Annotated in this window: 14 protein-coding genes; 6 read left to right on the top strand and 8 right to left on the bottom strand. The window is 51.2% G+C overall.

Features of this window, described 5'->3' with window-relative positions:
- Positions 1 to 7: 7 nt before the first annotated feature.
- The 3 genes from D9738_RS15030 to D9738_RS15020 are packed head-to-tail and all read left to right on the top strand — an operon-like array spanning position 8 to position 6953.
- On the top strand, positions 8 to 4522 hold the full coding sequence (locus D9738_RS15030; RefSeq protein WP_205712959.1) for an alpha-2-macroglobulin: 4515 nt from the start codon (positions 8 to 10) through the stop codon (positions 4520 to 4522).
- Entirely contained in the window at positions 4523 to 6172 is a 1650-nt protein-coding gene (locus D9738_RS15025; protein ID WP_130260529.1) for a YfaQ family protein, read from the top strand.
- 4 nt (positions 6173 to 6176) lie between these two features.
- Positions 6177 to 6953 carry a YfaP family protein gene (locus D9738_RS15020; RefSeq protein ID WP_001225847.1) on the top strand — a complete coding sequence of 259 codons (777 nt, stop codon included), beginning with the start codon at positions 6177 to 6179 and terminating at the stop codon, positions 6951 to 6953.
- Positions 6954 to 7026: 73 nt separating this feature from the next.
- On the opposite strand, the gene atoB is transcribed toward D9738_RS15020, so the two are convergent.
- From atoB to atoS, 6 genes are all read right to left on the bottom strand, one after another.
- Positions 7027 to 8211, bottom strand: coding sequence for an acetyl-CoA acetyltransferase (gene atoB / locus D9738_RS15015; RefSeq protein ID WP_130260528.1), 1185 nt, complete (start codon positions 8209 to 8211; stop codon positions 7027 to 7029).
- A 24-nt stretch (positions 8212 to 8235) separates the two neighbouring features.
- Complete coding sequence (locus D9738_RS15010; protein ID WP_130260527.1) at positions 8236 to 9558, bottom strand: TIGR00366 family protein; 1323 nt, start codon at positions 9556 to 9558, stop codon at positions 8236 to 8238.
- The gene (locus D9738_RS15005) at positions 9555 to 10205 is read right to left on the bottom strand and encodes a 3-oxoacid CoA-transferase subunit B (RefSeq protein WP_130217054.1); all 651 of its coding nucleotides are present in this window, start codon (positions 10203 to 10205) and stop codon (positions 9555 to 9557) included. The genes D9738_RS15010 and D9738_RS15005 overlap by 4 nt, the downstream gene beginning before the upstream one ends.
- Positions 10205 to 10867 (bottom strand): acetate CoA-transferase subunit alpha, encoded by a 663-nt coding sequence (gene atoD, locus D9738_RS15000; RefSeq protein ID WP_000850521.1) that lies wholly within the window; start codon positions 10865 to 10867, stop codon positions 10205 to 10207. The genes D9738_RS15005 and atoD overlap by 1 nt, the downstream gene beginning before the upstream one ends.
- A 194-nt stretch (positions 10868 to 11061) precedes the next feature.
- Positions 11062 to 12447 carry an acetoacetate metabolism transcriptional regulator AtoC gene (gene atoC, locus D9738_RS14995; RefSeq protein ID WP_130260526.1) on the bottom strand — a complete coding sequence of 462 codons (1386 nt, stop codon included), beginning with the start codon at positions 12445 to 12447 and terminating at the stop codon, positions 11062 to 11064.
- Positions 12444 to 14270 carry a two-component system sensor histidine kinase AtoS gene (atoS, locus tag D9738_RS14990; RefSeq protein ID WP_130260525.1) on the bottom strand — a complete coding sequence of 609 codons (1827 nt, stop codon included), beginning with the start codon at positions 14268 to 14270 and terminating at the stop codon, positions 12444 to 12446. Before atoS ends, atoC begins: the two co-directional genes overlap by 4 nt.
- 168 nt (positions 14271 to 14438) lie before the next feature.
- Here atoS and rcsC point away from each other — a divergent pair, with 168 nt between their 5' ends.
- The gene (rcsC, locus tag D9738_RS14985; protein WP_130260524.1) at positions 14439 to 17288 is read left to right on the top strand and encodes a two-component system sensor histidine kinase RcsC; all 2850 of its coding nucleotides are present in this window, start codon (positions 14439 to 14441) and stop codon (positions 17286 to 17288) included.
- Between the two features lie 286 nt (positions 17289 to 17574).
- Here rcsC and rcsB read toward each other — a convergent pair whose 3' ends face one another.
- Both rcsB and rcsD read right to left on the bottom strand, forming a co-directional pair.
- Positions 17575 to 18225: a response regulator transcription factor RcsB gene (rcsB, locus tag D9738_RS14980; RefSeq protein ID WP_042290573.1), complete on the bottom strand. Its 651-nt coding sequence runs from the start codon at positions 18223 to 18225 to the stop codon at positions 17575 to 17577.
- Positions 18226 to 18241: 16 nt separating this feature from the next.
- On the bottom strand, positions 18242 to 20914 hold the full coding sequence (gene rcsD / locus D9738_RS14975) for a phosphotransferase RcsD (protein WP_130260523.1): 2673 nt from the start codon (positions 20912 to 20914) through the stop codon (positions 18242 to 18244).
- A 736-nt stretch (positions 20915 to 21650) separates the two neighbouring features.
- Between rcsD and ompC the strand changes: the two genes are divergently transcribed.
- The gene (gene ompC, locus D9738_RS14970; RefSeq protein WP_130260522.1) at positions 21651 to 22754 is read left to right on the top strand and encodes a porin OmpC; all 1104 of its coding nucleotides are present in this window, start codon (positions 21651 to 21653) and stop codon (positions 22752 to 22754) included.
- A 110-nt stretch (positions 22755 to 22864) separates the two neighbouring features.
- Positions 22865 to 23920 carry an FAD:protein FMN transferase ApbE gene (apbE, locus tag D9738_RS14965; protein ID WP_130260521.1) on the top strand — a complete coding sequence of 352 codons (1056 nt, stop codon included), beginning with the start codon at positions 22865 to 22867 and terminating at the stop codon, positions 23918 to 23920.
- Positions 23921 to 23923 lie beyond the last annotated feature (3 nt).

Here is a 23923-nt window from a genome sequence, read left to right as displayed (position 1 = left end):
GTCTCTTGTGGGGGCGGGGCTTGTTAATGCTGACGATTCGCTTCCTTCCAGCAACTATGCGCCGCCAGCCGGGGGAACGTTCTTTTTGCTCGCTGACAGCAGTTTTAGCAGCAGCGAAGAGGCGAAAGTACGTCTGGAAGCGCCGGGGCGCGATTATCAACGTTATCAGATGGAAGAGTACGGCGGCGTGGATGTTCGCCTGTATCGTATTCCTGATCCGATGGCATTTCTGCGTCAGCAGAAAAACCTGCACCGCATTGTAGTACAACCGCAGTATCTGGGTGACGGTCTGAACAATACGCTAACCTGGCTGTGGGATAACTGGTACGGCAAATCTCGCCGTGTCATGCAGCGTTCTTTCTCTTATCAGTCACGGCAGAATGTGACCCAGGCATTACCGGAATTGCAGCTCGGCAATGCCATCATCAAACCTTCCCGTTATGTACAAAACAGCCAGTTTTCACCGCTGAAGAAATATCCACTGGTGGAACAGTTCCGTTATCCACTATGGCAGGCAAAACCGGTTGAGCCGCAGCAAGGGGTAAAACTGGAAGGCGCATCCAGTAACTTCATCTCGCCGCAGCCGGGCAACATCTATATTCCTCTCGGCAAACAAGAGCCGGGGCTGTATCTCGTCGAAGCGATGGTGGGTGGGTATCGGGCGACGACGGTGGTGTTTGTCTCCAATACCGTGGCGTTGAGTAAAGTGTCGGGTAACGAGCTTCTGGTGTGGACCGCGGGCAAAAAGCAGGGGGAAGCGAAGCCTGGATCAGAAATCCTGTGGACTGACGGTCTTGGCGTGATGACCCGAGGCGTCACCAATGACAGCGGCACCTTGCAGTTACAACATATATCGCCTGAACGTTCATATATTCTGGGTAAAGATGCTGAAGGCGGCGTTTTTGTCTCCGAGAACTTCTTCTACGAAAGCGAAATCTACAATACCCGCTTGTTTATCTTTACCGATCGCCCGCTGTATCGCGCAGGCGATCGTGTCGATGTTAAAGTGATGGGCCGCGAGTTTCACGATCCGTTGCATTCATCCCCTATCGTCAGCGCACCGGCGAAGCTTTCAGTGCTGGACGCCAACGGCAGCCTGTTGCAAACCGTCGATGTCACGCTTGATGCGCGTAATGGCGGGCAGGGGAGTTTCCGCCTGCCAGAAAATGCCGTTGCCGGAGGTTATGAGTTACGCCTGGCTTACCGCAAGCAGGTCTATAGCAGCAGTTTTCGCGTGGCAAACTACATCAAACCACATTTCGAAATTGGTTTAGCTCTCGACAAAAAAGATTTCAAAACTGGCGAAGCGGTCAGCGGCAAACTGCAACTGCTCTACCCGGATGGCGAGCCGGTAAAAAATGCCCGCGTGCAGTTAAGTTTGCGCGCCCAACAACTTTCGATGGTCGGTAACGATTTGCGTTATGCCGGGCGCTTCCCTGTGTCGCTTGAAGGCAGTGAAACAGTTTCAGACGCCAGCGGTCATGTGGCGTTAAATCTTCCCGCAGCAGATAAACCGAGCCGCTATTTACTGACCGTCTCCGCCAGCGACGGCGCGGCATATCGTGTTACCACAACCAAAGAGATCCTCATTGAACGCGGTCTGGCGCATTACTCTCTAAGCACCGCCGCACAATACAGTAATAGCGGCGAGTCGGTTGTTTTCCGTTATACCGCGCTGGAATCTTCAAAGCAGGTTCCTGTTAAGTATGAGTGGTTACGTCTGGAAGACCGAACAAGCCACAGCGGAGATCTACCGTCTGGCGGTAAATCCTTCACCGTTAATTTCGAAAAACCTGGCAACTACAATCTGACATTACGCGATAAAGACGGCTTAATTCTCGCCGGGTTAAGCCATGCCGTCAGCGGTAAGGGCAGCACGGCGCATACTGGTACGGTAGATATCGTGGCGGATAAAACGCTGTACCAGCCAGGCGAAACCGCGAAGATGCTGATTACCTTCCCGGAGCCTATTGATGAAGCGTTATTGACGCTGGAACGCGATCGCGTGGAACAGCAGTCGCTGCTATCGCATCCGGCAAGCTGGCTGACGCTACAACGCTTAAACGATACCCAGTATGAAGCCCGCGTTCCGGTGAGCAATACCTTTGCGCCCAACATCACTTTTTCGGTGCTGTATACCCGTAATGGTCAGTACAGTTTTCAGAACGCTGGGATCAAAGTTGCCGTTCCTCAGCTGGATATCCGGGTGAAAACGGACAAAACCCATTACCAGCCAGGTGAACTGGTCAATGTCGAATTAACCTCGTCGCTGAAAGGTAAACCTGTTTCTGCACAGCTAACGGTTGGCGTGGTCGATGAAATGATCTACGCGCTGCAACCGGAAATCGCGCCGAGTATCGGCAAATTTTTCTATCCGCTGGGACGTAACAATGTACGCACCAGTTCCAGTCTGTCATTTATCAGCTACGACCAGGCGCTCTCCAGCGAGCCGGTTGCGCCTGGCGCGACTAACCGCAGCGAGCGGCGAGTAAAAATGCTTGAACGTCCACGGCGTGAAGAGGTGGATACCGCGGCATGGATACCGTCGCTAACCACGGATAAACAAGGCAAAGCGTACTTCACATTCCTGATGCCGGATTCGTTAACGCGCTGGCGCATTACCGCTCGAGGGATGAACGGCGACGGACTGGTCGGGCAGGGGCGTGCGTATTTGCGCTCGGAAAAAAATCTCTACATGAAGTGGAGCATGCCAACGGTCTATCGCCTTGGCGACAAACCAGCGGCAGGGCTGTTTATCTTCAGTCAGCAGGATAACGAACCGGTAGAGCTGGTGAGTAAATTTGCGGGCGACGAGATGCACCAGACGCTGACACTGCATAAGGGGGCGAACTATATTTCGCTGGCGCAGAACATTCAGCAATCTGGCTTGTTAAGCGCAGAACTGCAACAAAATGGGCAAGTGCAGGACAGCATTAGCACAAAACTGTCTTTTGTTGATAACAGCTGGCCCGTTGAACAGCAGAAAAACGTCATGCTCGGCGGTGGCGATAATGCGCTGATGTTGCCCGAGCAGGTGAGCAATATCCGGCTGCAAAGTAGCGAAACGCCGCAGGAGATTTTCCGCAACAATCTTGATGCGTTAATAGAGGAACCCTGGGGTGGTGTGATCAACACCGGTAGCCGTCTGATCCCGCTCAGTCTTGTCTGGCGTTCGCTTGCCGATCATCAAAGTGCCGCCGCTAACGACATTCGTCAGATGATTCAGGATAACCGTCTGCGGCTGATGCAACTGGCGGGGCCAGGAGCGCGCTTTACCTGGTGGGGTGAAGATGGCAATGGCGATGCATTCCTCACGGCATGGGCATGGTACGCCGACTGGCAAGCGAGCCAGGCCCTTGGCGTGACGCAACAACCGGAATACTGGCAACATATGCTCGACAGCTACGCGGAGCAGGCGGATAACATGCCGTTATTGCATCGGGCGCTGGTGCTGGCGTGGGCGCAGGAGATGAATCTGCCGTGCAAAACGTTGTTGAAAGGGTTGGATGAAGCTATCGCCCGGCGCGGAACTAAAACAGAAGATTTCTCTGAGGAAGACACCAGCGATATCAATGACAGTTTGATCCTTGATACACCGGAATCTCCGCTGGCAGATGCGGTGGCAAACGTCTTAACCATGACGTTGCTGAAAAAAACGCAGTTGAAGTCCACTGTGATGCCACAGGTTCAGCAATATGCGTGGGATAAAGCGGCAAACAGCAATCAGCCGCTGGCGCATACGGTTGTGCTGCTTAATAGCGGTGGCGACACCACCCAGGCGGCCGCTATTTTAAGTGGTTTGACCGCTGAGCAATCCACTATTGAGCGCGCGCTGGCCATGAACTGGCTGGCGAAATATATGGCGACGATGCCCCCGGTTGTATTACCTGTGCCTGCGGGCGCATGGGCCAAACATAAGTTAACCGGAGGGGGCGAATACTGGCGTTGGGTTGGTCAGGGCGTGCCGGAAATTCTCTCTTTTGGTGACGAATTACCGCCGCAAAACGTGCAGGTCCGCTGGCGTGAACCGGCAAAAACGGCTCAACAAAGTAATATTCCGGTGACCGTTGAACGCCAGTTGTATCGGCTTATCCCCGGTGATGAAGAAATGAGTTTTACGTTGCAGCCGGTGACCAGCAATGAGATTAACAGCAATGCGCTGTATCTCGATGAAATCACGCTTACCAGCGAGCAGGATGCAGTTCTGCGCTACGGTCAGGTGGAAGTCCCACTGCCGCCGGGAGCCGATGTTGAACGGACAACGTGGGGCATTTTGGTCAATAAACCCAACGCCGCGAAACAGCAGGGGCAATCGCTGGAAAAAGCGCGTAATGAAATGGGCGAACTGGCCTATATGGTGCCGGTGAAAGAACTGACGGGAACGGTCACTTTCCGCCATCTGCTGCGCTTCTCACAAAAAGGGCAATTCGTTCTGCCGCCTGCTCGCTATGTGCGTTCCTATGCACCTGCGCAGCAAAGCGTTGCGGCAGGTAGCGAATGGACCGGAATGCAGGTGAAATAAGTGAACTGGCGCAGAGTCGTTTGGCTATTAACGCTGGTTACCCTGCCGACGTTTGCACAGGAGACGCCGTTACAACTGGCGCTGCGGGGCGCGCAGCATGACCAACTGTATCAGTTATCGTCGTCAGGCGTGACAAATGTCTCGACGTTACCTGACACGCTCACCACGCCGTTAGGGAGTTTGTGGAAACTGTATGTTTACGCCTGGCTGGAGGATACCCATCAACCGGAGCAGCCATACCAGTGTCGCGGCAACTCCCCGGAAGAAGTTTATTGTTGCCAGGCAGGGGAGAGCATAACGCGCGATACCGCGCTGGTACGCTCCTGCGGACTCTATTTTGCACCGCAGCGGTTGCACATTAGCGCGGATGTATGGGGGCAATACTGGCAACCGCGTCAGGCTCCGGCGTGGTTAGCATCTCTTTCTACGCTGAAACCAGAAACGTCGGTAACCGTTACATCGCTGCTTGATTCATTAGCGACGTTACCCGCGCAAAACAAAGCTCAGGAAGTCTTACTGGATGTTGTGCTGGACGAGGCGAAAATCGGTGTTGCGTCTATGCTCGGTAGTCGGGTGCGGGTGAAAACCTGGAGCTGGTTTGCCGATGATAAACAGGAAATCCGCCAGGGTGGTTTTGCCGGATGGTTAACTGATGGCACGCCGCTGTGGGTTGCAGGTGGTGGCACCAGCAAGACAGTACTGACCCGTTATGCGACGGTACTTAATCAGGTTTTGCCTGTGCCGACGCAAGTTGCCAGCGGGCAATGTGTACTGGTGGATCTGTTTGCTCGCTATCCGTTGAAGAAAGTCACTGAGGAAAAGAGCACGACGGCAGTAAAACCTGGTGTGCTCAATGGGCGCTATCGTGTGACGTTCGCCAATGGTAACCACATTACGTTTGTTAGCCGTGGTGAGACGACGTTACTGACGGAGAAGGGCAAACTGAAATTACAGTCGCATCTCGATCGTGAAGAGTACGTTGCCAGAGTTCTGGATCGCGAGGCGAAAAGTACGCCCCCTGAGGCAGCGAAAGCCATGACCGTGGCGATTCGCACTTTTTTACAGCAAAACGCCAATCGGGAAGGCGATTGCCTGACCATTCCCGACAGCAGCGCCACGCAGCGTGTTTCTGCTTCGCCAGCTACCACGGGGGCGCGAACGATGACCGCCTGGACGCAGGATCTCATCTATGCGGGCGATCCGGTTCATTATCATGGCAGTCGCGCTACCGAAGGGACGCTTTCCTGGCGGCAAGCCACGTCCCAGGCGGGGCAGGGAGAGCGTTACGACCAGATACTGGCGTTTGCTTATCCCGATAACAGCCTTAGCCGCTGGGGAGCGCCACGCTCAACCTGCCAGTTATTACCCAAAGCGAAAGCCTGGCTGGCGAAAAAAATGCCGCAGTGGCGGCGTATATTACAAGGCGAGACGGGGTACAACGAACCAGACGTGTTTGCGGTCTGTCGTTTAGTCTCAGGTTTCCCCTATACCGATCGGCAGCAGAAACGGCTGTTTATTCGTAACTTCTTTACGCTTCAGGATCGGCTGGATTTAACCCATGAGTATCTGCACCTGGCCTTTGATGGTTATCCCACCGGGCTTGATGAGAACTATATCGAAACGCTGACCCGACAATTATTAATGGACTAATGCTATGCGAAAGATTTTTCTTCCGTTGTTACTGGTGGCGCTTTCGCCTGTCGCTCACAGTGAAGGTGTGCAGGAAGTCGAGATTGATGCTCCGCTCTCTGGCTGGCATCCGGCAGAGGGCGAAGATGCCAGTTTTTCACAATCGATCAATTACCCGGCGTCATCCGTCAACATGGCTGATGATCAAAATATCTCTGCGCAAATCCGCGGCAAAATAAAAAATTATGCTGCGGCGGGCAAAGTCCAGCAGGGGCGACTGGTGGTCAACGGTGCCAGTATGCCGCAGAGAATTGAATCCGATGGTTCATTTGCACGCCCTTATATTTTCACGGAAGGCAGTAACAGCGTGCAGGTCATCAGCCCCGATGGGCAAAGCCGACAAAAAATGCAGTTTTACTCTACGCCGGGGGCTGGAGCGATTCGCGCGCGTTTACGGCTGGTTCTCTCGTGGGATACGGACAATACCGACCTCGACCTTCACGTTGTTACGCCCGATGGAGAGCATGCCTGGTACGGTAATACCGTGCTGAAAAACAGTGGTGCACTGGATATGGATGTCACGACGGGGTACGGACCCGAGATTTTCGCCATGCCAGCGCCAGTTCACGGCCGTTATCAGGTGTATATCAACTACTACGGCGGGCGCAGTGAAACGGAATTAACTACCGCCCAACTGACACTGATCACCGATGAAGGATCGGTCAATGAGAAACAGGAAACATTTATTGTACCGATGCGTAATGCTGGCGAGCTGACGCTGGTGAAAAGTTTTGACTGGTGATTAATGGGGTTACCTTCGCTGCCGATGTTCAAGAAAACGCCCGATAACTTTCGCTATCGGGCGTTTTTGTTCGTTAATTCAACCGTTCAATCACCATTGCAATTCCCTGGCCGCCACCAATGCACAGTGTTGCCAGCCCCAGCGTTTTATCGCGTGCCTGCATTGCATGTAATAGTGTGACCAGAATACGAGCACCACTGGCACCGATAGGATGCCCGAGCGCGATGGCACCACCGTTGACATTCACTTTCTCAGGATCAAAGCCCAGTGTTTTCCCTACAGCAAGAAACTGTGCAGCAAACGCTTCATTAGCCTCAATGAGATCAATATCCGCCAGTTGTAGCTCCGCCAGTTGTAACGCTTTTTGCGTGGCGGGAACGGGGCCCATTCCCATCAACGCGGGGGCCACGCCGCCGCTGGCATAACTTTTAATGCGTGCCAGTGGTTTAAGGCCAGCCGCCAGTGCTGCAGATTCTTCCATAATCACCAGAGCGGCAGCACCGTCGTTAATACCAGATGCGTTCCCGGCGGTGACTGTTCCTGCTTTATCGAAGGCCGGGCGTAATGCGCCTAACGCTTCTGTCGTAGAATCCGCTTTCGGGAATTCGTCTTGACTGAAGACGAGGGTTTTCTTCCGAGTGACAACATTTACCGGGACGATTTCGGCTGTAAAAGCACCGGACTCAATGGCGGCTGCCGCTTTACGCTGTGAATGTAGCGCCAATTCATCCTGCATTTCACGGGTTATTCCATACTCTTTGGCAACGTTCTCGGCGGTAATCCCCATGTGATAACCGTGGGTGGCGCACATCAGGCCATCGCGCAGGATTACGTCATAAATCTGTCCGTCTCCCAGTCGATAACCAGAGCGTGCTTTTGCATCGAGCAAGTAGGGCGCTAAACTCATGTTCTCCATTCCACCCGCCACGATGCTCTGCGCCTGACCTGCCTGAATCGCCTGGGCGGCAAGCGCCACGCTTTTCAGACCTGAACCACACACTTTGTTGACCGTGAATCCGCACACCGTTTCAGCTAGTCCGCTTTTTAGCAGCGCCTGACGCGCCGGGTTTTGCCCCAGCCCGGCTTGCAACACGTTACCCATAATCACTTCATCGATATGTTGTGAATCGATTCTCGCGCGTTTAATGGCGGCTTGAATCACCGTTGCCCCCAAATCGATGGCACTGGTGGAGGCGAGAGAACCGTTAAAGCTACCGATGGCAGTACGTACCGCACTGACGAAGACACAATTTTTCATTTTTCTTCCTTTTATGAGTTGCCGTCAGAACAGCGTTAAACCAATGACGAAAATGACGCCGGAAAAGAGCAGGGCGGTGATGCAATAGCCCATGATGTCTCGGACACCGAGCCCGGCTATTGCCAGTGCAGGTAGCGCCCAGAACGGTTGTGCCATGTTCATCCACTGTTCACCGTAAGCAATCGCCATGACTGATTTACCCAGATCGGCCCCTAACGCCTGCGCGGCAGGAAGGACGAATGGCCCCTGAATAACCCAGTGTCCACCGCCAGAAGGCACGGCGAAGTTAATTAGCGCAGAGCTAAAAAAGGTCATCAGCGGGAAGGTATCTTTGTTGGCGACATTGATGAAAAATTCGGTGATCAGGCCACCGAGGCCGGAGTGTTCCATCATTAACTGGATCCCAGCATAGAAGGGGAATTGCACCAGAATCCCGGCGGTACTGCGCGCAGCCGCACTTACCGCCCGCATATAGGCCATCGGCGTTTTATGCAACAACAGACCGGCAATCATAAACATCAGGTTGACGGTGTTGATGGTGATGTTGAATCCCTTCTCGGAGAAGTACAGCACCAGATAAGCAATGCCCAGAGCACCAATAATCAACGCCAGGATGCGACTTTCTTCCAGTTTCTCTGAAGGTGGGGCATCTTCAGGGAGCTTCTTCTGGAAATCTGCTTCTTCCAACAACAGCTTCGGATCGATACTCACCACGTCGGAAGGCTTAGGCGTCATCATGCGAGTGATAAACGGCATCACCACAATCAGGGCCAGGGTGATAAAGATGTTGTAGCCAGTAAACAGGGTATCGCTGACCGGAATTAACCCTGCGACGTGCTCAACGGGATTCCCCGGTGTTGCTGCCAGTAGCGGCATTGAGCCGGAAAAACCACCGCCCCAGGTGAGAAAGCCGATATAGGCGCAAGCGATCAACAACGGATAGTCGGAGCCTGGTACCCGACGAGCAACTTCGCGAGCAAACATTGCGCCAACCACCAGACCGAATCCCCAGTTGATTACGCAGGCGACGGAACCAAAAAAGGTGACCAGCATGACCCCTTGGGTAGGCGTTTTGGCTGCTGATGCCGCAGTACGTAACAAACTTTTCACCGGACCAGAACTGGCGAGTGCATGTCCGGTCACGATGATGAGCGCCATCTGCATCCCGAATGCCAGCAGATTCCAGAAGCCGTCGCCCCAGAGCTTCACCATGCTGACTGGAGTTTGTGGCGTTAACCAGAGAGCTACGGCAAAGGTGATTAATGTCAGTAGCATGGCGAAGATCAGGGGATCGGGAAGCCAGCGACTGACAAAGCGCGTCATAAAACGCGAGATGCGACCGATCATAGCGCCCCCTGTGGGAGCAAAAGATCATCAGCGACGGCGAACTGCGCTTCAGTTTTGGCTCGCACAGTTTCTAAATCACAACCTTCGGCAATTTCAGTGAGCCACATCTTGCCATCGATAAAGCGGAACACCGCCAGTTCTGTCACCAGCATATGAACTGCATGAAGCGCGGTTAGCGGCATGGTGCATTGACGTAAAATTTTTGCTGAACCATCTTTGGCGCAATGTTCCATGGCAATGATCACTTTGCGCGACCCGGTCACCAGATCCATCGCACCACCCATACCAGGCACCATTTTTCCTGGCACGACCCAGTTGGCGAGATTGCCTTGTTCATCGACCTGTAAGCCACCGAGTACACAGGCATCAATATGACCACCACGAATCAGCGCAAATGACATCGCGCTGTCGAACATCGCTGCGCCGGGTAAAACGCCACACGGTTGTCCGCCTGCGTTAACCAGATCTGGATGCGCTGTTGTGACCGGGCCTAAACCGAGGAAGCCGTTTTCCGATTGCAGAGTAATATGAATACCCTCCGGCAAATAGTTGGCGACCATTGTGGGTAAACCGATCCCTAAGTTAACGATGTCACCATCACAAAGTTCCTGCGCCACGCGGCGCGCAATACGTTGTTTTGCGTCCATTATTTGCTCTCCTGCGGAATGATGATGTGGTCGATAACGGCACCGGGGGTGACAATGTGGTCAGGTTGCAATTCGCCGGTGTCGACCAGTTCGTCGGGTTCCACCAGCGTGATGTCTGCTGCGAGAGCAATCAGGGGGTTAAAGTTGCGGGCGCTGAGTTGGTAGGTGAGGTTTCCGAGTGCGTCGCAACGGTGGGCGCGGATCAACGCCAGGTCTGCCCGCAATGGACGTTCAAGCAACCAGGTTTTGCCATCGAGGGTGAGCGTTTGTTTGCCTTCTTCGACGACGGTGCCGACACCGGTTGGGGTGAGAAAACCACCAAGTCCGGCACCGCCACAGCGAATTTGCTCAATCAACGTACCTTGCGGTACGAGAACGACCTCCATTTCGCCAGAAATCATACGCCGTCCGGTTTCCGGGTTGGTGCCGATATGTGAAGCGATGACTTTGCTGACCCGACCGTTGACGATCAGCGGGCCAGTACCAGTATCAATAAATGCCGTGTCATTGGCGATTAATGTCAGATCCCTGACACCGGACTCCAGTAATGCCTCAACGAGGCGGGGAGGCGTGCCAATTCCCATAAAACCACCAACCATAATGGTCATGCCATCACGAAAGAAGCTGGCGGCGTCCTCTATGCTCATCAATTTTGTTTTCATTTTTTATCCCTCTTGAATACACCGTTGTGGGTACACAGAAGGCATAGCAAGGGGAGTGCCAGAATGAAGTTATTCGATGTCGATTTCTAATGTATTGAAAAAAAGGGAATTAAAAAAATAAGGAGGGAAGGAGGTAATACACTGCTATGCAGAAATTTGCGCACTGTGCAAATTTCTGCATAGCAGTTTTTGTCTTACGTACCAGCTGGATCAATACCGTATTCTTGCAGTTTGTACATTAACGCGCGGCGACTGATACCGAGCATCAGTGCGGTGCGGGTACGGTTTCCCTCCTGTTGCTCCAGCACTTCAATAATGATCCGTTTCTCTTCACGCTTAATCTCTTCTTTGAGATTGCGTTCGCCAACTGGAGTGCTCTTCGCATCGCTATTCAGGCTTACAGACTGGCGAAATTGTGGTGGTAGATCTTCTGCAAAAATCACCGGTCCTGAGTTCATTACCACGGCGCGTTCAATGACGTTGGAAAGCTCTCGGATATTGCCTGGCCACGACCAGCTGGCGAGCAACGACATCGCGCTGGGGTCTATTTCGATAATATCGCGCTGGTTTTCGCTACTGAATTTTTGCAGAAAATGGTTGGCTAACAGGGAAATGTCTTCACGTCTCTCGCGAAGCGGCGGCAATATTAAATGAATTACGTTAAGGCGATAAAAGAGATCTTCACGGAAAGTCCCTTCTTTTACCATTGCGTCCAGGTCACGATTGGTAGCGGCAATAATGCGAATATCGACTTTGATGGTTTGATGACCACCAATCCGTTCAAATTCCCTTTCCTGTAAAATACGCAATAATTTGGCCTGCAATACCAATGGCATTTCACCTATTTCATCCAGGAATAACGTTCCGCTGTCGGCACGCTCAAAAAGCCCCTGACGTAGCGCTTGTGCACCAGTAAATGTGCCCTTTTCATGACCAAAAAGTTCGCTTTCAAGCAGGGATTCTGGTAGCGCGGCACAATTAATTTTAATAAATGGCCCATTGGCGCGTCGGGAGTTGTAATGGATCGCCCGGGCGATCAGCTCTTTACCCGTACCACTTTCGCCGCTGACTAATACGCTGGCCTGGGAGAGGGCGATTTTTGCCGTATCCTTGCAGATTTCCTTCATGGCCAGGCTGTTGGTTAATATGTGGCCCCACTGCCAACTGGCGCTTAGCGCTTGATGTAGCTGGCGAATCTCTTTCTTCATTGACTGCAGCTGTAATGCGCGCTGCACGACCAGGTTCAGTTCATCCAGAGCAAACGGTTTGATTACGTAATCAAACGCACCGCTGCGTAAGGCTTCCACCGCCGTTTCGACCTCCGCATACGCGGTCATCAGGACAACGGGCGTACGAGGGTTGTGACCACGCATCGCTTTTAACGCGCTGATGCCATCCATTTCCGGCATCCGGATATCCATCAGCACTACGTCCGGCTGCACACGGGTGAACAGAGGCAAGGCTTCTTGTCCATTACTGGCGCAGTGAGTGTCATAACCCTGCAAAGAAAATGCGGTGGACAACATACGACGCACATTCTCTTCGTCGTCGACAATCAGGACTCGGTAAACAGCATTCATAAGGGCAAATTTTCCTGCGGATCAATCGGTAAGATAAGGGTAAATGTGGCACCACAGCCGGGGAGGCTGGCGACGCGTATATCGCCCTGATGCGCATTAATAATTCGTTGGCTTAGGGCGAGGCCAAGTCCCGTACCGGACGCTTTGGTGGTAAAGAAGGGATCAAAGATTTTTCTCTGTAGTGACAGGTCGATGCCGCAGCCGTTGTCTTCAATCGTGATCGCCTGCTGGTTAGCCGTATACATCCACGTGCGAATGCGGATTTCCCCGCGCGCGGTGATAGCTTGCACGGCATTGATCAACATATTCAGGATTACCTGCTTGAGTAGTTCTCGATCTGCCACGATCGCAGTGAGTGAAGGATCAAGCTCTGTAATAAAGTCGATCCGTGCCTGTACGCCGGAGGTTTGGGCAAGAATCAGCGTCTCTTCGATCAAGGCATTGAGATACACTTGTTGCCACTGGCTTTTACGCGGACGGGAAAAATCCAAAAGCTGCTGAATAACTTTATTAATGGAATCAATCTCATTCAGCACAATTGAGAGATACTCCTTGTGCTCTGACTGGGGAGTCTGTTGGCGAATGATTTGCACGTAACCCCGGATGGCGGTGAGAGGATTGCGCACTTCATGGGCTACGCCCGCCATCAGTTCCCCCAGGGTGGCGAGTCTTTCCGTCTGCGCCAGTCGCCGCTGGCCCTCTTTACGCGCCGTCAGATCGGAAAAAATCACTAAAGCGCCAATCATTTGGCCATGTCCGTCATGGATTCGGCTGGTGGTGGCGCTGATTTCAATGGTTCGGTCGCGTCCGGGATAGCTGATTTCCAGTGCCATATGTTCAATGCCGTGCGCCAGCGTATCGAGGACAGGGCTATAAAAATGGGTGTTGGCAAATAGCGTGGCGTAAGGCTGGCCTACCAGCTCGTGACGTTTGTATCCGGTAATGGCTTCCGCTGCGGGATTCATGGTGATCACATCGCCTTGTCGGTCAATGGCAATCACGGCATCGGCGGCATTTTCAATAATCAGGTCATTGAGTGTTTTCGATTCACGAAGCGCATCGGCAAGGTTATTCACACAACGGCTGATTTGCCCAAGTTCGCCAGGTAGCGGTGGCAATTGCGTAGGATTATTCTGCGCCAGCGTCGACAGACCCGCAGTGATGATATCGATGTTGGCGCTTAAACGGCGGGAAAAAAGCACAATCAACAGCAGGCTAATCAGCAGACCGGCAGAAAGGACAATGATTATCCGCACGTCCATTTTCCATGCCTGACGACGAATATCCTCCGTTAATTCATTCGCCCATATATAACCAAGCACGATGCCCTGGCGTTCTATTGGGATCATGGAATTCATAATATCGCCGCGGACTTGCCTGCCGGAAAAGAGTTGTGGCGTGTTGGTTTGCATGACGATATTGCCGGGATGATCCGGGGTGATGCTAATACCTACATTGCCTTGATAGAGTGCCGACGGGGCATAAGTGATAATTGCATCCAGTCCTTTGTGGTAATAGCCAGCCCCGACACCGGGAAATGCTCGGGTAATACGTTCAGTGATGGGAGCCAACTCATGATTCAGTGCCTGGATGCGTGCCTCACGAGGCAGATGTTGGTAAAGCGCAAAGCGTTCTTCCAGTGCGGCGTTCAGCAACTGCACAACTGCCGCTAATTTTTTCTCTTTTTCAGATAAGACCGCTGACCGACCCTCAGTTTCTACGATATAACCAATAGATAGCGTCGGAATGATGACCATCAGGATTGCCATCATAATGAGCTGGTTGCGCAGACGACGTGGGTACAACCACTTCAGAGAGTGCATGCTGGGTATCCGGGTTGGTTTTTCAGGCAAACGACGATTATCAGGGGTTAAGGTAATGATTTCTCGGCGGTGTATCATATTCCAGAGAAGACAGAACATTGCGGTAACACGCTTTTACCGCTACCTTAACCACACTCCATCGGTCACCTGAGGCGGAGCTTCGCCCCTTTGAAATACCTTGCTTCTTTTCGCACAACCCTGAAAGTCTCGCGCTACATGTTCAGAGCGCTGGCGTTATTGATCTGGCTGTTGATTGCTTTTTCATCAGTGTTTTACATCGTCAACGCTTTACATCAACGAGAATCTGAGATTCGTCAGGAATTTAATCTGAGCTCCGATCAGGCCCAGCGGTTTATTCAGCGCACCTCTGATGTCATGAAAGAGCTGAAGTACATTGCTGAAAATCGCTTATCCGTGGAAAACGGCGTGCTTTCTCCGCGTGGGCGTGAAACGCAAGCAGATGTGCCGGTTTTCGAACCGCTGTTTGCTGATTCCGATTGTTCCGCAATGAGCAATACCTGGCGAGGCTCCCTGGAGTCACTGGCGTGGTTTATGCGCTACTGGCGCGATAATTTCTCTGCGGCTTACGATCTCAACCGCGTGTTTTTAATCGGCAGCGATAACCTCTGTATGGCTAACTTTGGCCTGCGTGATATGCCCGTCGAACGTGACACCGCTCTGAAAGCCCTGCATGAACGCATTAACAAATATCGTAACGCGCCACAGGATGACAGTGGCAGTAATCTTTTCTGGATCAGTGAAGGGCCGCGTCCTGGGGTGGGATATTTCTACGCGCTGACGCCGGTTTATCTGGCAAACCGTTTGCAAGCGCTTTTAGGCGTAGAACAGACAATTCGGATGGAGAACTTCTTCCTGCCGGGGACGTTGCCGATGGGCGTCACCATTCTTGATGAAAATGGCCATACCCTGATTTCGCTGACCGGACCGGAAAGTAAGATTAAAGCCGAACCGCGTTGGATGCAGGAGCGATCCTGGTTTGGCTATACGCCAGGTTTCCGTGAGCTGGTGCTGAAAAAAAATCTACCGCCGTCTTCGCTAAGTATTGTCTATTCCGTGCCTGTTGATCAGGTGCTGGAACGTATTCGCATGTTGATACTTAACGCGATTTTGCTGAACGTGATTGCGGGTGCTGCATTGTTTACCCTCGCACGGATGTATGAGCGACGTATTTTTATTCCGGCGGAAAGTGACGCCCAGCGACTGGAAGAGCATGAGCAGTTTAACCGCAAGATAGTCGCCTCAGCGCCTGTGGGGATCTGCATTTTGCGAACTGTCGATGGCGTTAATATTTTGAGTAACGAACTGGCGCATACCTATCTCAACATGCTTACGCATGAGGATCGTCAACGGCTGACGCAAATTATTTGTGGCCAGCAGGTCAATTTTGTCGATGTCCTTACCAGTAACAATACCAACCTGCAAATCAGCTTTGTTCATTCTCGCTATCGTAATGAAAACGTGGCAATTTGCGTACTGGTCGATGTGTCTTCACGTGTGAAGATGGAAGAGTCGCTGCAAGAAATGGCGCAGGCAGCAGAACAGGCGAGCCAGTCAAAATCGATGTTCCTTGCTACCGTCAGTCACGAACTGCGAACGCCGCTGTATGGCATTATTGGTAACCTGGATCTATTACAAACCAAAGAGTTACCAAAAGGTGTCGACCGTCTGGTGACGGCAATGAATAACTCTTCCAGCCTGTTATTGAAAATTATTAGCGACATTCTCGATTTCTCGAAGATTGAATCGGAACAGTTGAAAATCGAACCTCGCGAGTTTTCACCGCGCGAAGTCATGAACCACATCACCGCCAACTATTTGCCGCTGGTGGTACGCAAGCAACTTGGTTTGTACTGTTTTATTGAGCCAGATGTACCGATGGCGCTCAATGGCGACCCAATGCGCTTACAGCAGGTGATCTCCAACCTGTTGAGTAATGCTATTAAATTTACCGATACCGGCTGCATTGTTCTGCATGTTCGCGTTGATGGTGATTATCTTTCTATTCGCGTACGCGATACCGGGGTGGGCATTCCAGCTAAAGAAGTGGTGCGGTTATTTGATCCGTTCTTCCAGGTAGGGACGGGCGTACAGCGTAACTTCCAGGGTACTGGTCTGGGGCTGGCGATTTGTGAAAAACTGATCAGCATGATGGACGGTGACATCTCGGTGGATTCTGAACCGGGAATGGGCAGCCAGTTTGCGGTGCGTATTCCACTGTATGGCGCGCAGTATCCGCAGAAAAAAGGTGTCGAAGGATTAACGGGTAAACGTTGCTGGCTGGCGGTACGCAATGCGTCGCTCTGTCAGTTCCTTGAAACCAGTTTGCAGCGTAGCGGCATAGTCGTTGCTACATACGAAGGGCAGGAGCCGACTTCCGAAGATGTGTTGATCACCGATGATGTGATGAGTAAAAAATGGCAGGGCAGGGCGGTTGTGACTTTCTGTCGTCGCCATATCGGTATCCCTCTTGAGAAAGCGCCTGGTGAATGGGTACACAGTGTGGCAGCTCCGCACGAGCTACCGACATTGCTGGCGCGCATCTATCTGATAGAAATGGAGAGCGACGATCCTGCTAACTCTCTGCCGTCGACCGACAAAGTGGTCAGCAATAACGACGATATGATGATTCTGGTCGTGGACGATCATCCAATTAACCGTCGTCTGTTGGCCGATCAGCTTGGATCGTTGGGCTATCAGTGTAAGACGGCGAATGATGGTGTTGATGCGCTTAATGTTCTTAGTAAGAATCACATTGATATCGTGTTAAGTGATGTCAACATGCCGAATATGGATGGCTATCGGTTAACGCAACGTATCCGCCAGCTGGGACTGACGTTGCCGGTAATAGGGGTAACGGCCAATGCGTTGGCTGAAGAGAAACAGCGGTGTCTGGAGTCCGGTATGGATAGCTGTCTGTCTAAGCCAGTGACGTTGGATGTTATAAAACAGACGCTGACGATGTATGCCGAGAGGGTCAGGAAAGCGCGAGAATCGTAAGCCGGATAAGGCGTTTACGCCGCATCCGGCAATCGGAGCAAATGCCAGATGCGACGCTGACGCGTCTTATCTGGCCTACATTATCGAAATCCATTGAAATAATGGAATTTGTAGGCCGGATAAGGCGTTTACGCCGCATCCGGCAATCGGTGCAAATGCCAGATGCGAAGCTGACGCGTCTTATCTGGCCTACATTATCGTAATCCATTGAAATAATGGAATTTGTAGGCCGGATAAGGTGTTTACGCTGCATCCGGTAATCGGAGTTTATCGGGAATGCGGGAAATTACTCTTTATCCGCCGGACTTAACGTCACAGAAGAGAGATAATTCAACAGAGCGATATCGTTCTCGACTCCCAGCTTCATCATTGCGGATTTTTTCTGGCTACTGATGGTTTTAATGCTTCGGTTCAGCTTTTTAGCAATCTCGGTAACCAGGAAGCCTTCGGCAAACAGGCGCAGAACTTCACTCTCTTTTGGTGAGAGGCGCTTGTCACCGTAACCGCCAGCACTGATTTTCTCTAACAGCCGAGAAACGCTTTCCGGAGTAAATTTCTTACCTTTCTGTAGCGCGGCGAGCGCTTTCGGCAGGTCGGTCGGCGCGCCTTGTTTCAGAACGATCCCTTCAATATCCAGGTCCAGCACCGCGCTAAGAATAGCCGGGTTGTTGTTCATGGTCAGAACAATAATCGACAGACTTGGGAAGTGGCGCTTGATGTACTTGATTAAGGTAATGCCATCGCCGTATTTATCGCCAGGCATGGAGAGATCGGTAATCAAAACATGCGCATCCAGCTTCGGCAGGTTATTGATCAGTGCTGTAGAGTCCTCAAATTCGCCGACAACATTCACCCACTCGATTTGCTCAAGTGATTTGCGAATACCGAACAAGACTATCGGATGGTCATCAGCAATAATTACGTTCATATTGTTCATGTAATAGGCTACCTTGCTACAGCAAGCTCTTGACATAGCTGTCAATGTCGCTGATGTATTTTTCTATTCCTGGGACATCCTTCTCGCGAATAAGATGTTCCAGCGTTTCACATAACTGCTTGCCGGGTACCAGATTAAGCATGGCAAACACGCCTTTCAGACGATGAGCCGTTTGGGCTAACGCAGCAAAGTCACTGGTTGCTGCCTCAGTATATAGCCTCTTAACATCATCCGGTACTGTGTCTACAAAGAGCGCATAATAGCCGCTGGCATGGAGTTGTGCATTTTCATCTCCGCCCAGAGGCGATTCTGTCACCTCTTCCTGCGCCAGTTGCACTTCGATCAATTGTAAGACCGCTTCCTGCATAGCGTTGCTCATATTGAAGTTGACGCACAATTGACCAGGTCCAATTTCCCGTACGCCAGACTCATCATCGCTTAAAAGCAAGCCAGAGGCAGTAAGATTAGACGGATTATCCGTTAAAAAGATATCATAATCTTGACTAATTAATCTTTCATCCGGTGTGATGCAGGTTGCCCCCCAATTTTCTAACTGGCGAGTGACAATATTCCGAATTTCTGCGGAAGTTATGTCCATCATCACGCTAACATCATCCAGTAAACGCTCTTCTTCCTCTTCTACTTCCGGTTCCGCAGTGGGCATTTTGATATGCACGGAATAACGTGTACCAAGCTCGTCGCGCGTTTTGATGTTTAAATGACCGCCTAGCTTGCGCGCCAGTTGATCGCTCAACCAGAATGCTAACGGATCCGCCTTGCCGTAGCGATCGCTTTGGGTCTGGTTGATGAACGGGAAGTGCAAATTATCCATTTCATGAATACTTATGCCATCTCCGGTGTCCAGAATGCGGAAAGTCAGACGTTCTTCGGAAGATTCGTCCTGGTCAACCTCAAGGGTAATTTTCCCCATTTGCGTTGAGGTGACAGCATATTGCATCAGTAACAGCAAAATACGGCGTAGGGCATCGCGATCGCCGCAGCGCATATCGTGTGCTTTTAGATGATTGTTAATCAATAGCTGCAAACCTTTACGCTTGATGGCTGGCAACACGGAAGGCACGACTTCATCAATTAAATCCTGCACGGAGAAAAGCTCGCTCTCGCTTTTCCAGCTATCGTCGGCAAGCATATTTGCTAACTGGATTTCATCGACCATGCGCACCAGCACATCAGCCTGATTCGCCAGTTGTTTGCTTTCCGGTGTGTTGAGTTTGGCTGCGCTTTCCGCCAGGGAGTGTGCAGGTTCTTTTAGTGCATCGCCAATATTTTTCATAAAGGCCATCCGGCCTTGCTGATTTTTCTCGTACAGACGCTGCGCCTGCTTGAGTTTCTTGTTCACCAGTACTTCGCGATCTTGATCGCGAATAATGAAGATTTGTGTACGCGGCGCGACCTGGCTGCGGAACATACGGATCTCATACAGTTCGTTATTGATCGTCGCCTGAATGATGCCTTGATGCTGCTCTGCCATAGTGGTGATGTTTTGCAGATTCAAATGCGGCAGCAGGTGGTCGGCAATTTTGTTGCTTATTACTGTGCGATTCGATTCCTGATCGTGAACCAGCAGGCCGAGCGGCAGCAGTGACACAATCTCTTCATTGATGGCCCGCAAAACGCGCAGTTCATTGTTCACTGCCGTGCTGGGTACGCTTTCGGTGGTGCGGCCAGAGAAATGGCGGAAGGTGGTATAGCCAAACAGCGCCAGCGCCAGCAAACCGATGTTCAGCAGCAGCGGCAGGAGAATGTTTTGCAACGTATCCAGCAGCAATGTGCCATAAGGAACCTGCCAGACCAGACGCATATCCGTGGAGTTTAGCGCCGAAGAGATTTCAATCTTCGAACTATTAAAGTGGATACTGACGCTATCCGTCGCTTCTTTCTCATTATTATTGGTTCCCGCAGCTGTCGCGTCTGGCTCCAGACGGAAACTATCCAGCGGCATCCCCGGCGGGATCAAATCATTAATAGGCAGATCAAAAGCGACTACCGTCGCCAGATGCCCCGGCTGGTTAAAGGTGGTGCGCAGGGTAAAATAATGGCCGTTCTGCCAGGCCAGGCGGCGCAGGTTAGAAAAACTTTCGCGTTCATCCAGGGCGTTGGCCTGTTGCAACATCTCTGCGCGACGAGAATCAACAATGTCACTGACGGTCGACTCTTTAAATCCCGAGGTGAGATCTTTGAGCGGTAGGGTGGAGATCAAAACCAGGCTGTTATCCTGGCCGTTCAGATAGTACATCGACCAGGGGACATTCTCTGCGCCCCATAATGTGTCCAGATAAGTGGACATTCTTTGGGTCATCTCAAGCGTTGAGTTGTCGTGGGAACCAAAGATCAGGGCTTCCGTTTTGCGGCGCGGTTTTTCCAGATAATAGACATCCTGTTTCAGGCGTGTCTCCTGCAACCCTTCGCTGGAGGAAGTAGAGGCCGTCGCGGCAATGTTGTCGTAGATTTGCCAGGTCACATAACGCCATGTATCGACGCGCTTTTGTATGGCATGGGTAATATCAACGATCTGGTAGCTTTTATCTTTCAGCCAGGCGTTAACGGCGCTTTGTACCATTACACCCATCGTCACCAGTAACACGATGATCAGCAGTAAAAAGAAGCGGGTAATGCTCCCCGGTAGGAGTGAAAAGCGGGTCGTGGCCGTTGTCTCTTTCTGACGCATTCGTGTTTATGACCTGTTAAAACTTCGCAAAGTGATAGGGCAGTATAAAGGGTACAGTGTGAAATTCCAGACTCTTACCTGATTGATGTTAAGGCATTAGCCGACGATATTTCACATTTTGCGCTGCGGTAAATAAATGTACAAATGCGTTGTTAATGTACAAATAACCCACAGGCATGAAGAAAATTATCAGGAAAATAGCGCAGATAGATTTTGTCGGTAATTGTTGTCGTTTTTTACGAAATAGTTAACGATTGTTATAATTTTGCTACGGTAGCACAGGAAAATAAAAGATGTGTAAAGAAGGGTAAAAAAAACCGGATGCGATGCATCCGGCCGAAATAGGGGTAAACAGACATTCAGAAATGAATGACGGTAATAAATAAAGTTAATGATGATAGCGAGAGATATTTTAGTTGCGAGTGAAGAATTTGTTTTAACATTCAGTGCGGTCAAAGACTTAAGATTAAGTTATTGTTTTAAAGGTCGAAATAATCTTACTTGATGTTTAGTGCGTTATTTGCTCAACCATTAGAATTTGAAAAAGTTCCATCACATTTACATTTTGAAATACCTATGTGGATATTTGAAACATCTTAAAAGTTTTAGTATCATATTCGTGTTGGATTATTCTGCATTTTTGGGGAGAATGGACCTGCCGACTGATTAATGAGGGTTAATCAGTATGCAGTGGCATAAAAAAGCAAATAAAGGCATATAACAGAGGGTTAATAACATGAAAGTTAAAGTACTGTCCCTCCTGGTCCCAGCTCTGCTGGTAGCAGGCGCAGCAAATGCTGCTGAAGTTTACAACAAAGACGGCAACAAATTAGATCTGTACGGTAAAGTAGACGGCCTGCACTATTTCTCTGACGACAAGTCTGTAGATGGCGACCAGACCTACATGCGTCTTGGCTTCAAAGGTGAAACTCAGGTTACTGACCAGCTGACCGGTTACGGCCAGTGGGAATATCAGATCCAGGGCAACGCTCCGGAAAGCGAAAACAACTCCTGGACCCGTGTGGCATTTGCTGGTCTGAAATTCCAGGACATCGGTTCTTTCGACTACGGTCGTAACTACGGCGTTGTTTACGACGTAACTTCCTGGACCGACGTACTGCCAGAATTCGGTGGCGACACCTACGGTTCTGACAACTTCATGCAGCAGCGTGGTAACGGCTTCGCGACCTACCGTAACACCGATTTCTTCGGTCTGGTTGACGGCCTGAACTTTGCTGTTCAGTACCAGGGTACTAACGGCAGCGTAAGTGGCGAAGATGTGACCGCCAACGGCCGTGGCGCTCTGCGTCAGAACGGCGACGGTGTCGGCGGTTCTATCACTTATGATTACGAAGGCTTCGGTATCGGTGCTGCAGTTTCCAGCTCCAAACGTACCTGGCAGCAGAACAACGATGGTTACATCGGTACTGGCGACCGTGCTGAAACCTACACTGGTGGTCTGAAATACGACGCTAACAACATCTACCTGGCTGCTCAGTACACCCAGACCTACAACGCAACTCGCGTAGGTTCCCTGGGTTGGGCGAACAAAGCACAGAACTTCGAAGCTGTTGCTCAGTACCAGTTCGACTTCGGTCTGCGTCCGTCTGTAGCATACCTGCAGTCTAAAGGTAAAAACCTGGGTGTCGTTGCTGGTCGTAACTACGACGACGAAGATATCCTGAAATATGTTGATGTTGGTGCTACCTACTACTTCAACAAAAACATGTCCACCTACGTTGACTACAAAATCAACCTGCTGGACGACAACCAGTTCACCCGCGCTGCTGGCATCAACACTGATGACATCGTAGCTCTGGGTCTGGTTTACCAGTTCTAATTTCGATTTCTATCGACAAAGGGCCTTCGGGCCCTTTTTTCATTGTTTTGAGCGTACAAACGCGTTTTTTTGGTGTACTCTTGCGACCGTTCGCATGAGGATAATCACATATGGAAATAAACTTTACCCGCGTGGCATTGCTGGCTGCCACGCTCTTCTTTGTCGGTTGCGATCAAAAACCACAACCCGCCAACACCCACGCTACTGAAGTGACTGTTCTTGAAGGCAAAACCATGGGAACCTTCTGGCGTGCCAGCATCCCGGGCATTGACGCCAAACGTAGTGCCGAGCTCAAAGAGAAGATTCAGACCCAGCTGGACGCTGACGATCAGCTGCTTTCGACCTATAAAAAAGACTCCGCTCTGATGCGCTTTAACGACTCGCAAAGCCTGACACCGTGGCCGGTAAATGAAGCGATGGCGGATATCGTCACTACCTCGCTGCGTATTGGCGCAAAGACCGATGGCGCGATGGATATTACTGTCGGGCCACTGGTGAATCTGTGGGGCTTTGGTCCGGAACAACAACCGGTACAAATTCCGAGCCAGGAACAAATTGATGTAATGAAAGCCAAAACCGGCTTACAGCACCTGACGGTCATCAATCAGTATCATCAGCAGTACCTGCAAAAAGATCTTCCGGATTTATATGTCGATCTCTCCACCGTCGGCGAAGGCTATGCCGCCGATCATCTGGCACGCTTGATGGAGCAGGAAGGTATTTCTCGCTACCTGGTGTCGGTGGGCGGGGCGCTGAACAGCCGCGGTATGAACGGCGAGGGCCAGCCGTGGCGAGTGGCGATTCAAAAACCAACCGATAAAGAAAACGCGGTTCAGGCGGTAGTGGATATCAATGGTCACGGTATCAGTACCTCCGGCAGCTATCGCAATTATTACGAACTGGACGGCAAACGCCTTTCTCATGTTATCGATCCGCAAACCGGACGACCTATCGAACATAATCTGGTGTCCGTGACTGTGATTGCTCCGACGGCACTGGAAGCTGACGCCTGGGATACAGGTTTGATGGTGCTCGGGCCAGAGAAAGCCAAAGAAGTCGTTCGCCGGGAAGGGCTGGCGGTTTATATGATCACCAAAGAAGGTGATAGTTTTAAAACCTGGATGTCGCCGCAGTTTAAAAGCTTCCTGGTGAGCGAAAAAAATTAAAGC

It is taken from the genome of Escherichia sp. E10V5, from assembly GCF_004212315.1.
Lineage (GTDB): Bacteria > Pseudomonadota > Gammaproteobacteria > Enterobacterales > Enterobacteriaceae > Escherichia.
This window is presented reverse-complemented; position numbering and strand designations above follow the sequence as displayed.